Origin of the sequence: Candidatus Rhabdochlamydia sp. W815 (genome assembly GCF_018642185.1) — a bacterium.
Classification (GTDB): domain Bacteria; phylum Chlamydiota; class Chlamydiia; order Chlamydiales; family Rhabdochlamydiaceae; genus Rhabdochlamydia; species Rhabdochlamydia oedothoracis.
The window spans coordinates 1-10,045 of sequence record NZ_JAAVTY010000051.1 but is presented as its reverse complement, the minus strand read 5'-3'; the positions used below and the strand labels follow the sequence as shown (position 1 = coordinate 10,045).

Here is a 10,045-nt window from a genome sequence, read left to right as displayed (position 1 = left end):
AGACTCAAGTATTAGATGGATTTTGCTAAATTGTTTACGAGAAATATCGCTTGGATAAGAGCGGGTCATAACTACCTCCAAAGGTTTTATGAAAACTATCATTATACCTTAATGAGAAGATTTTAAACATTCTCTTAGAAATAGCAAAAAGACATGCACTTCGTACTTTTATAGTCATTTCTAGAAGATGAATTGTAAAGTGTTCTTTTGCGTGGATAGAAAAATGTCGCAGGCTATGGAAAAATTGCGAAAAAAAACTACATACAAGCCTGAATATGCTGGTTCTTGCTTTTATTGCTCTACTTTTGAAAAGATTTTAAACAGGCTCTAAGAATTTTTGGAAGATATGTAAGAGACGAATCCTAAATATAATCCTGAAAAGACTAAAGAGACCATTGGCGTAACTTTTGAAGATGATACGGAGATCCCAAGTGAAGTGATAGATCAGATTCAACAAATTATTGCAAAAATTAAAATGGCTGTTAAATGGCAAAGCAACGATATTTTAATTTTTGACAATACACGTATTTTACATGCACGGAAAGGATTTCCAGAAAATGGTCGTCGGGAATTGGTTTCTCGGTTGTCTATTCACTAGAGTTTTTTTAAGCATTTCAAGAAAGACCGTTAACGGTCTTTCTTGATTAGAATCTTTTTTTCAGCTTATTCTACGCAATATGGGATTATCAATTTGGTTTTGGGTTGCTTTTCATATTTTGATTATAGGATTCTTATTCCTAGACCTAAAGGTATTTCATCGAAATTTTCGTATTACGGATTTTAAAATAGCTTGGATAGTAACTGGTTTTTGGATCTTATTAGCTTTAATTTTCAATTTAGGAATCTATTTTTGGCAAGGCTCTGAGGTGGCATTGCAATTTTTTTCGGGATATTTAATTGAAAAATCATTAAGCCTTGATAATTTATTTGTTTTTTTATTGATTTTTCAATCTTTTCAAATTCCAAAAAAGCAGCAGCAAAGGGTTTTATTTTGGGGGATATTAGGGGCTTTATTTTTTCGGATTGGATTCATTTTATTAGGTGTAAAACTAGTGCATTCATTCGATTGGGTGCTTTACATCTTTGCAGTTCTCTTGGTATTTACGGCTTACAAGTTACTCAAACAAAAAACGGTTTTTGATATACAGCACTCTTCTGTTCTGAAAGCTCTTAAAAAAATTTTTCCTCTTTGTAAAGAAAAGAACGTAGATTTTTTTATCCTAAAAGAAGGGGATAAATGGAAAATTACCACTCTTTTTTTAGCTCTATTGGTTATTGAAAGCTCAGATATTCTTTTTGCTATAGATTCTATTCCTGCTATTTTTGCTATAACTACAGACCCTTTTATTATATACACCTCTAATGTCTTTGCTATTTTAGGTTTACGTTCTTTATACTTTGCTATTTATCAATCGATTGAAAGACTGCACTACTTGCGCTTTGGATTATCAGCAGTGTTACTTTTCATAGCATTAAAAATCATACTTTCTCCTATTTTCCCTATCCCTGTTAGCATTTCTTTAATTATTACCTTGCTTATTTTATCTTTTACAATTATGTTTCCTCTTTTTTTAAAGAGAAAACATTAAAATTAAAGCGTCTATAAAATTTTTGACAAGTGTTGTTTTAACTAATATACAAGAAAATATTTAAACAAATCGATCTATGTATTATTTACTATTTTTTTATGTCTATAGTTAACGCGATTTCTCCTGAAAAAGCATTAGAGCGTTTAGTTCAGGGTAATAAGAGGTTCACCTCTGATAAATTAAAGCATCCCAATAGAACCGGTATGCGTAGAAAAGCTATAAAGACTACGCAAAAGCCCTTTGCGATTATTTTAGGCTGTTCGGATTCAAGGGTTCCCCCAGAGATTATCTTCGATCAAGGCTTAGGAGATCTATTTATTATACGAGTAGCTGGTAATGTTATTGATGCGATTGGTATAGACAGCATTGAATATGCAGCAAATCATCTAGGCTCATCTGTTGTATTAGTGCTAGGTCATGAAAAGTGTGGAGCTGTATCTGCAGTTGTTACTAACCAAGCTTCTGATATACCAACTATTGCCAAATTAATCGAGCCTGCTGTAGAAAAGACACGTAATCTAAAAGGAAATCACCTGTTCAATGCAATTACAGCGAATATAAACCAAGTAGTTGAGCAAATACAAAACACTTCTGTGCTTATTAAGCTTATTGAGAAAAAGAAGTTAAAAATAGTGGGTGGCTATTACTATTTAGAAACCGGAAAGGTGGATTTTTTCGAAAATCATCTAATGGTAGCTGCTTCATCTACAATCCAAAGCGCCTTGGATTGAGGCGTACCCACTTGTTCTACAGGTAAGGTCTTTTGGCTAGGATGAAAAAGCACCTGGGCTAGCATGTATCTTTTGTTTGCTCCTAATACGTAAATACAAATATTGGAGGCTTGATTGATACAACTAAAAGTTAAGGTCATCCGCCAGCATTTTTTTTGGGGTACATAGTTAGCTATACATAATCTATCAGTGATATTTAACCCTTCTGTAAACGGGAATAGAGAAGCCGTATGTCCGTCTTCCCCCATTCCCAGCATAATTAAATCAAAAGGACGTTTTCCAAGTACTCTATAGATGGTTTCTTCGTATTTTAAAGCGTTTTTTTCGATGTCTACTTCTGCTTCCATGCGATGGATTTGTTCAGTAGGAATGGGCATTTTATTAAAACCTGCTTGCATAGCCATGTGAAAATTACTATTAGGATCATCAGGAGGGAGTGCGCGTTCATCGCTGAAAAAAATATAGATATTGTTCCAATTCATTTGTTCTCTATAAGGAGATGAGCAAAGTTTTTCAAAAATGACCTTTGGAGTACTACCACCAGACAGAGCAACCGCAAAAAATCCATGATCGGCTAAGGCTTGTTTAGAAAGGGCAATAAAATGCTCTACGCAAAAGGTCAGAGTTTTTTGATAGTTACCAGGAACGATGAGATTTTTAGATTCGTCTAAAGGGCGAGGTTTTATAGTTTCTATTAGCATGGATTCTTTAAATGGGTATTTTGTAGAAGGTTTAATACTTGTAAATAATGAGTAGAATTACCTCGACGGCAAATTTCTTGAACAAGAGAATGTCCAGCCCCTCCCTTGGGAGAAATATAACGAGCTGGAAGGGCGCATTGCTTAGGGGTGGTCTCTTGTACAGTAATATGATTTTGTTGCTCTGTATCTCTAGAAAATAAAAAAGAAGAAGCATCTTTAAGCAGAATTTCTATAGAAACGATTAGGCCTGTAGGTAAGTGCGTATGAACAACTGGAGAAATAAAAAGTTGGATAGGTCCTGATTTTCCTTGATAGGTACAAATCATTTTCTGCTGTTGCTCTTCTAAGCTTTTAAATTCCCATTTTAGCTGACAGGCAAGCCAAGCTTGTAAGTATAAAGATTGAATTTTTGCATGACAGAAAAACGTACTTTGCTGCGCATTATAAAAAATATGTAGAGTTTGCGCTTGTTGTATTCTTTCTAATTTTTCTTTAGAGGAAAAAACAGTGGATAGAATATCTCTCCAATTTTCTATTCGAGCCCAATTTAAATCTGCTATATCGTAATGAATGCTTTGCTGCTTTAAGCAATACTTTGCAAATAAGGAAAGATTACAAGTTGCTTCAGAATCAAAAATGATCCGGCTTGCTAAAGGTTCTAAAGATTGCAGTAGGGGTTCGTTTTGGCCTAAATCCTCTCCCCAGACTAGATAGACCGGCAGATCGGGTAAAATATGAGGAAGGACTAGAAAGGGAATACGCATTTGAGAAGAGTAAGATGCTTGAACTTCAATATAGTCACAAGCTACATCGTACTCTGCTTTCCCAGAAAAAAGCATAGAAACCTGTATAACCAACTCTTCTTTTTGAGAAGCTTGATCGATAGTGATAAAAAGCACACGAGAAGGAAATTTTTCCACTACTGAGTGAACAACTTTTTGAAAGTAGGCTTTACGGGGATTATCATAGGTAAAAAAGATTAAATTAAAGAGACAGGCTCTTGTAATATTTTTTGTTTCTAAAGATTCCCAAATTCTTTTTAATTCCCGCTCAATGTAAGCAGGAGATACAGGGTAAGGAGTAGAGGTCATTTTAAATGAGCCTCCATTTTCTTCTGTCTTGCAATAAAAGCTGGTCTGCAGATTTTGGACCCCAGCTGCCTGCGGCGTAATTGGGGAAATCTTTGTCTATATTAGCTGAGAAATACGCTAAAATCGGAGTAATAAACTTCCAAGAATTATACACCTCATCTTGTCTTGCAAAGAGGGTATTATCTCCGAACATGCAATCCAAAATCAGTCTTTCGTATGCTTCAGGAGGGTTTATACCAAAGTAAGAACCGTAGCGAAAATCCATTTTTACCGGTTGAATAGGGCCTGTTAATCCGGGAACTTTGCAATTGACCTTTAATGAAGTACCTTCATCGGGTTGAATGCGCAATGCAAGAACATTTGCTTCATTTTTTTTTGCTACATTTTGAAATAAAATCCCTGGAGGATGCTTAAAAACAAGCGCAATTTCAGTCGTTCTTTTAGGCAATCGTTTTCCAGCTCGTAAATAAAAAGGAACCCCTGACCAGCGCCAATTATCAATAAATAAGCGCAAAGCAGCAAACGTTTCCACATTTGATGTAGCAGAGACATTTTTTTCTTCTCGGTAACCAGCTACGGACTCTGCATTGATATAACCCGAACCGTATTGCCCACGTATCACATGTTGATTCATGTCTCCTTCATTAAAAGGACGGATCGCTTGTAGTACTTTTACCTTCTCATTGCGAATAGAGTCCGCTTCTAGGTTAATGGGAGGCTCCATAGCCATAAGCGAGAGTAACTGCATCATGTGGTTTTGTACAATATCGCGCATTAGTCCCGCCTCTTCCCAAAAAGCTCCTCTAGTGCCAATTCCCATACTTTCAGCAACGGTAATTTGCACATGGTCTATATAACTTCTATTCCACAAAGATTCAAATAAGGAATTAGCAAAACGAAAGACTAAGATGTTTTGTACTGTTTCTTTACCTAAATAATGATCGATTCGATAGATTTGATCTTCTTGTAAAAAACAGAGCAATTTTTGTTGTAGATCTTGAGCAGAAGATAAGTCATGCCCAAAAGGTTTTTCTATGATGAGTCGAGAAAACTTTTTTGTTTCTTGGAGCTTGTAAATAAGATCTGCTTTATGCAAATTTTTGCAGATCAAAGGGAAAAAACTAGGTTGCGTAGCCAGGTAGAAAACACGGTTACCTCTAGTATCCAGCTTTACATCTAAGGTTTGCAAAAAACCTTGCAGGCGTTTATATCCTTGTTCATTGTGGAATTCTGATTGGTAGTAAAAAATCTGTTCTTGAAAATGCTTCCAAAGAGTTTCATCAATGGGTTTAGCTCTGGAAAATTGATTAAGAGCCTCTTTTACCTCTTCACGGAATTGTTCATTTGTCTTTTCTTTTCTAGCAAACCCCACACAAGCAAATTGGGGAGCAAGTTGCCCTTCTCTTGCTAAGTTATAAAGAGCAGGAAGCAGTTTTCTAGCGGTTAGATCTCCTGTAGCACCAAAAATAACCAGAATACAGGGATTTACAAATCGAGTGGATATTCCAGGTTCTTGAAGAGGGGAATCAGGCATATACTTTTGCTATTTGTTTCATTTTTTTATCAATACAAAATTTCATCAGGTCTTTAGTAAAATATATACTTAATTTTTTTTTGAATGACAATTAAGATAATCTTGTAAGATGAGAGCAGCAGCTTGTTCATCGCTGATTTGTGCACGTTTTTTTCGGTTTACTCCGCACTCTGTTAAAAACCTTTCTACTTGAGCAGAACTTAATCTTTCATCCCAAAAAATAATAGGCACTTGAAAATGACTTTCTAAAATTGCAGCAAACATGCGTGCACGTAGAGCCATATCTCCTTCTTTCCCATTTAATAACAAAGGAAGTCCTACTACAATAGCCTCCATAGAAGAATATTTTGCTAAAAGATTTTCTAGGGCCTCTAAGGGTTTATCTTTTGTCTTGATATTTCCAAGAGCTGTAGCAATAATTTTTCGCTCATCAGAAATGGCAATCCCTATACGGGTTAAACCAAAATCGATGCCTAAAAGCCTACCCAAGGGTTATTCCTTATTTCTATATGAAAATGAAGATTTAATAAACTCTTTGAAAAGAGGGTGGGGAGCTGTAGGTTTTGATTTAAACTCAGGGTGAAACTGCACACCAATCATCCAAGGGTGGTTTTTAACTTCTGCGACTTCACAAAGATTTCCCTCTTCAAAAATTCCGGAGAAAATCAGTCCTTTTTTTTCACAGATTTCTTTATACGCATTATTAAATTCGAATCTGTGGCGATGTCTTTCTGAAATGTTACTCACGCCATAGGCTTTTGCCGCTTTAGTAGAGGCTAGAAGATGACAAGCAAAAGCTCCTAGGCGCATAGTGCCGCCTAAATTAGTGACCTCTGTTTGTTCGCTTAAAAGAGAAATAACAGGATCTTTAGTATCAGGGTTAATTTCTGTAGAATTTGCCTCACTTAAACCCACTACATTGCGAACAAACTCTGTACATAACACTTGCATGCCAAGGCAAATACCAAAATAAGGGATGTATTGCTCTCGACAGTGTTTAGCAATTTGAATCTTTCCTTCCCATCCTCTTTCTCCAAATCCACCAGGTACAAGATATCCATCACAGTTTTCTTCTGTAAAAAATGAACTATCTGGGATTTTTTCCGCATCAAATAAGCGAAATTCAAGATCAAGTTGATTAGCTAGCGCTCCATGCTTTAAAGCTTCAAAAACCGACTTATAGGCATCTTGGTGTTGGAGGTATTTGGCAACAATGCCAATCACTACTTTACCTTTGGGATTAGATAGGTTGTGTAGCATCTTTTTCCACTTTGTCAAATTAGATGATGGAGTTTTTAGTTTCAGCATTTGGCAAATTTTTTCATCTAAGCGTTGTTGATGCAAATGAATGGGTACTTCATAAATGCTCTCCACATCAATGATGTCTACAACTCCTGTCTTTGGCACACTACAAAACAAGCTGATTTTATCCTTAATTTCCTCTTTTAAAGCATTTTCAGTACGACAGAGAATAATATCGGGTATAATACCAATTTCTCTTAGGATTTGTACAGAGTGCTGCGTAGGTTTTGTTTTAACTTCTCCAGCTGCTTTTAAATAAGGAACGTAGGTTAGATGAATATTTATACATTGATCAGGGCGCTCATGGCGAAATTGACGAATTGCTTCTAAAAAAGGTAAAGATTCAATATCACCAACAGTTCCTCCTACCTCTATTAAAATTACATTTAAGGAATCTTTTCCACAATGCAAAATGCGCTGTTTAATTTCATCTGTGATATGAGGGACGACTTGAACTGTTTTTCCCGAATAATCACCCTTCCTCTCTCGTCTAATTACAGTCTCGTAAATCTGTCCTGAAGTTGTATTAGACAGTCTAGAAAGCTCGGCATGTGTATAACGAAAGTAATGCCCTAGATCTAAGTCAGTTTCGGCTCCATCATCTGTGACATATACTTCTCCATGTTGCAAAGGATTCATTGTCCCAGGATCAACATTTAAATATGGATCGAGTTTAAGCATTCCAATCTCTAGACCGCGACTCTCCAATAACATAGCAATTGAAGCGGAAGTTAGGCCTTTTCCTAAAGAAGAAACAACCCCACCAGTAATAAATACGTACTTTGTTTTATGCATATATTTCAAATCCTAAAAAAAGCTATTTTAATCTTAAATAGAGTTAAAATTCAATGTTATTCAATGGAGCTTTGAATTGCTTATAAAAAGAAATTTTAAATAGGAGAAGAAAAAGCCTTAGTGCACAATTCTCAAAGGTGTGCTATAAGTTAAGTGTTAAAAAAATAAACTCTAAGTAAATCCCATGCTCGATCTGAAATTTATTAAAGACAACCAAAAAATTGTACAAGAAGCAATACGACTGAAAAATGTTAATCTGAATTTACAGGAATTATTGCTATGCGAAGCCCAAGTTGCAGATTGTAAAAAAAAAATAGAGCTTTTGCAAACAGAGCGTAATGCTAATGCTAAAAGAGTATCTCAAAGTCCTAAAGAAGAAAGAGAGGACTTTATATTAAAAGGTAGAGAGATCGCATCTGAGATTGAACAATTAAAACCCATCTTAAATAACTTAGAACATCGTTTAAGAGACTATCTTCTTCTTGTTCCTAATATTCCTGCTAAAGAAGCTCCCATTGGGGAAAATGAGGATTTTAACGTAGGCGTTAAAAAATGGGGACAGGCACCTGTCTTTGATTTTCCTTTTCTTAATCATACAGAAATTTTACAAAAAAATCGGTGGTCAGAAGAGAGAATTTCACAGGTTTGCGGGTCTCGAACCTACGCCTTAAAAAATGAGATGGTTTTGCTAGACATGGCTCTTTTACAATTTGCTTTGCGTAAAGCACGCTCTAAGGGGTTTGAACTTATCACAGTTCCATCGCTTGTGCGAGATTTTGCTCTATATGGCACAGGGCATTTTCCCGAAGGAAAAGAACAGGTCTACTTTTTATCCAAAGACAATCTCTATCTTTCAGGTACAGCCGAGGTTCCTATCAATAGCCTGCATTCAGGAGAAATTTTACAAGAAGAACAATTGCCTATGCTCTATGCAGGGTTTTCTCCTTGCTTTAGAAGAGAATCTGGTAGTGCAGGACGTGATGTAAAAGGACTTATCCGTGTACATCAGTTTTATAAAGTCGAGCTATTTGTCATTTGTAAAAATGATAGAGAAGAATCTCTCTTGTGGCTGTATAAATTGTTGCAAATCGCTGAAGAGATTATGCAAGATTTAGAATTACCTTATAGAGTTGTTGAATGTTGCACAGGGGATATGGGGCTTGGTAAAGTAAGAATGTTTGATATTGAGGCTTGGGTAGCGAGTGAAGCTAAGTATCGAGAGACCCACAGCTGTTCTTCTCTTCACGATTGGCAATCTCGTAGATCTAATGTTCGTTATCGTACATCAGATGGTGCAGTGAAATTCTGTCATACGTTAAATAATACAGCTATTGCAACACCGCGCATTTTAGTTCCATTTCTTGAGAATCATCAACAAAAAGATGGAAACATTTATATTCCTTTAGCTCTTCAACCTTACCTAGAAGGACAAGAATATCTATTACCGCATAACTAGAATCATTGAGCCCAGCCTTCTAAATGACACCTAAGGCTTTTAACTTTTTAACTGCGCATTCAAGAAAAGTAACACCATATTCTTCATCTATTTTAAAGTGCATTTTGCTCAGGGCTTTTTGATAAAAAAGATTTGATAATTTCTTTAGTTTTTCTTGACCATAAATTGAATTTATAATTTTCCCTTTCTTGTAAAAATCCGAAGTTTTCTGAGCTAAAACAATTTGCACAGTTAGTTAGAGAAACTTTTTAGATACTGATAATCCAAGACAACTCTATAAAACGCAGTATCCGTAAGCCCTGGGATTTCATGACTCTGGAAGCCTTTACAATTAAGGATTCCATCAAAGAGTCCAATGAAAATGTCAAAAATATGAGCAAAGAAGATTTTGAAAAAACCAATCAGGACTGGGTTCATATTCTTGACGATCTTGCAAAGCAGTGGAAAAACCGCGCTTCAGCGGGCTCTGCGGAAGTCCAGAAGATCATCCGTCGCCACTATGAATGGTTGAAAAAATACTGGACTCCCAACTGCGAATCCTATGCCGGGATAGGGGAGGGATATACTAGTGCCGATTCAAACGGCTAGCTTAATGGGATTTAAGTCAACGACTTGAAACTTGTCGTTTATCCTACATTTCAAAATATCTGTTATTTTCGGTATCTCTTCTAAGAGCCTGTTTAAAATCTTTTCAAAAGTGAGGATATTCTGGAGAAAGATTTGCAAAGAGTGTGCAGGAAATATTAGAATATATTGGTTCCGATTCAATCGTATAGAAAAATATAGGATTAACGACAAGTTTCAAGTCGTTGACTTGAACCCCATTAAGCTAGCCGTTTGAATTGG

The 10,045-nt window shown here is 35.9% G+C and carries 12 protein-coding genes and 1 pseudogene; 6 read left to right on the top strand and 7 right to left on the bottom strand.

The features are described 5' to 3' along the window. Positions 1–137 precede the first annotated feature (137 nt). From RHOW815_RS08575 to RHOW815_RS04700, 4 genes and pseudogenes are all read left to right on the top strand, one after another. A pseudogene (locus RHOW815_RS08575) lies at positions 138–320 on the top strand (IS5/IS1182 family transposase); the annotation flags it as partial. Between the two features lie 74 nt (positions 321–394). Then, the gene (locus RHOW815_RS04710; protein WP_256439912.1) at positions 395–598 is read left to right on the top strand and encodes a TauD/TfdA family dioxygenase; all 204 of its coding nucleotides are present in this window, start codon (positions 395–397) and stop codon (positions 596–598) included. A 79-nt stretch (positions 599–677) separates the two neighbouring features. Then, on the top strand, positions 678–1,589 hold the full coding sequence (locus RHOW815_RS04705; protein ID WP_215217185.1) for a TerC/Alx family metal homeostasis membrane protein: 912 nt from the start codon (positions 678–680) through the stop codon (positions 1,587–1,589). A gap of 98 nt (positions 1,590–1,687) precedes the next feature. After that, positions 1,688–2,320 carry a carbonic anhydrase gene (locus RHOW815_RS04700; protein ID WP_245397489.1) on the top strand — a complete coding sequence of 211 codons (633 nt, stop codon included), beginning with the start codon at positions 1,688–1,690 and terminating at the stop codon, positions 2,318–2,320. Here RHOW815_RS04700 and pgl read toward each other — a convergent pair. From pgl to pyrG, 5 genes are all read right to left on the bottom strand, one after another. Beyond that, positions 2,272–3,021, bottom strand: a complete 750-nt coding sequence (gene pgl / locus RHOW815_RS04695) for a 6-phosphogluconolactonase (protein WP_215217184.1) — start codon at positions 3,019–3,021, stop codon at positions 2,272–2,274. The two genes, RHOW815_RS04700 and pgl, sit on opposite strands and share 49 nt — an antisense overlap. Beyond that, positions 3,015–4,112 carry a glucose-6-phosphate dehydrogenase assembly protein OpcA gene (locus RHOW815_RS04690; RefSeq protein WP_215217183.1) on the bottom strand — a complete coding sequence of 366 codons (1,098 nt, stop codon included), beginning with the start codon at positions 4,110–4,112 and terminating at the stop codon, positions 3,015–3,017. The genes pgl and RHOW815_RS04690 overlap by 7 nt, the downstream gene beginning before the upstream one ends. A 1-nt stretch (position 4,113) precedes the next feature. Next, entirely contained in the window at positions 4,114–5,646 is a 1,533-nt protein-coding gene (zwf, locus tag RHOW815_RS04685; protein WP_215217182.1) for a glucose-6-phosphate dehydrogenase, read from the bottom strand. A gap of 69 nt (positions 5,647–5,715) precedes the next feature. Further along, positions 5,716–6,135 carry a Holliday junction resolvase RuvX gene (gene ruvX, locus RHOW815_RS04680; RefSeq protein ID WP_215217181.1) on the bottom strand — a complete coding sequence of 140 codons (420 nt, stop codon included), beginning with the start codon at positions 6,133–6,135 and terminating at the stop codon, positions 5,716–5,718. 3 nt (positions 6,136–6,138) lie between these two features. Then, positions 6,139–7,743, bottom strand: a complete 1,605-nt coding sequence (gene pyrG, locus RHOW815_RS04675; RefSeq protein ID WP_215217180.1) for a CTP synthase — start codon at positions 7,741–7,743, stop codon at positions 6,139–6,141. A gap of 184 nt (positions 7,744–7,927) precedes the next feature. Here pyrG and serS point away from each other — a divergent pair, with 184 nt between their 5' ends. Then, a complete protein-coding gene (gene serS, locus RHOW815_RS04670; RefSeq protein ID WP_215217179.1) occupies positions 7,928–9,199 on the top strand; it encodes a serine--tRNA ligase in 1,272 nt (423 codons plus the stop codon). A gap of 19 nt (positions 9,200–9,218) precedes the next feature. On the opposite strand, the gene RHOW815_RS04665 is transcribed toward serS, so the two are convergent. Beyond that, complete coding sequence (locus RHOW815_RS04665; protein WP_215217178.1) at positions 9,219–9,428, bottom strand: hypothetical protein; 210 nt, start codon at positions 9,426–9,428, stop codon at positions 9,219–9,221. 80 nt (positions 9,429–9,508) lie between these two features. On the opposite strand from RHOW815_RS04665, the gene RHOW815_RS04660 reads away from it, so the two are divergent. Then, a complete protein-coding gene (locus RHOW815_RS04660; protein ID WP_215217177.1) occupies positions 9,509–9,787 on the top strand; it encodes a TipAS antibiotic-recognition domain-containing protein in 279 nt (92 codons plus the stop codon). On the opposite strand, the gene RHOW815_RS04655 is transcribed toward RHOW815_RS04660, so the two are convergent. After that, the gene (locus RHOW815_RS04655) at positions 9,776–9,925 is read right to left on the bottom strand and encodes a hypothetical protein (protein WP_215217176.1); all 150 of its coding nucleotides are present in this window, start codon (positions 9,923–9,925) and stop codon (positions 9,776–9,778) included. The genes RHOW815_RS04660 and RHOW815_RS04655 overlap by 12 nt on opposite strands. Positions 9,926–10,045 lie beyond the last annotated feature (120 nt).

What these genes read in the sequence shown, in the direction of transcription:
- pyrG (WP_215217180.1), bottom strand. Translation starts at nt 7,743, where the DNA reads ATGCATAAAACAAAGTACGTATTTATTACTGGTGGGGTTGTTTCTTCT.
- RHOW815_RS04690 (WP_215217183.1), bottom strand. Translation starts at nt 4,112, where the DNA reads ATGACCTCTACTCCTTACCCTGTATCTCCTGCTTACATTGAGCGGGAA.
- RHOW815_RS04660 (WP_215217177.1), top strand. Translation starts at nt 9,509, where the DNA reads ATGACTCTGGAAGCCTTTACAATTAAGGATTCCATCAAAGAGTCCAAT.
- zwf (WP_215217182.1), bottom strand. Translation starts at nt 5,646, where the DNA reads ATGCCTGATTCCCCTCTTCAAGAACCTGGAATATCCACTCGATTTGTA.
- serS (WP_215217179.1), top strand. Translation starts at nt 7,928, where the DNA reads ATGCTCGATCTGAAATTTATTAAAGACAACCAAAAAATTGTACAAGAA.
- pgl (WP_215217184.1), bottom strand. Translation starts at nt 3,021, where the DNA reads ATGCTAATAGAAACTATAAAACCTCGCCCTTTAGACGAATCTAAAAAT.
- RHOW815_RS04705 (WP_215217185.1), top strand. Translation starts at nt 678, where the DNA reads ATGGGATTATCAATTTGGTTTTGGGTTGCTTTTCATATTTTGATTATA.
- RHOW815_RS04700 (WP_245397489.1), top strand. Translation starts at nt 1,688, where the DNA reads ATGTCTATAGTTAACGCGATTTCTCCTGAAAAAGCATTAGAGCGTTTA.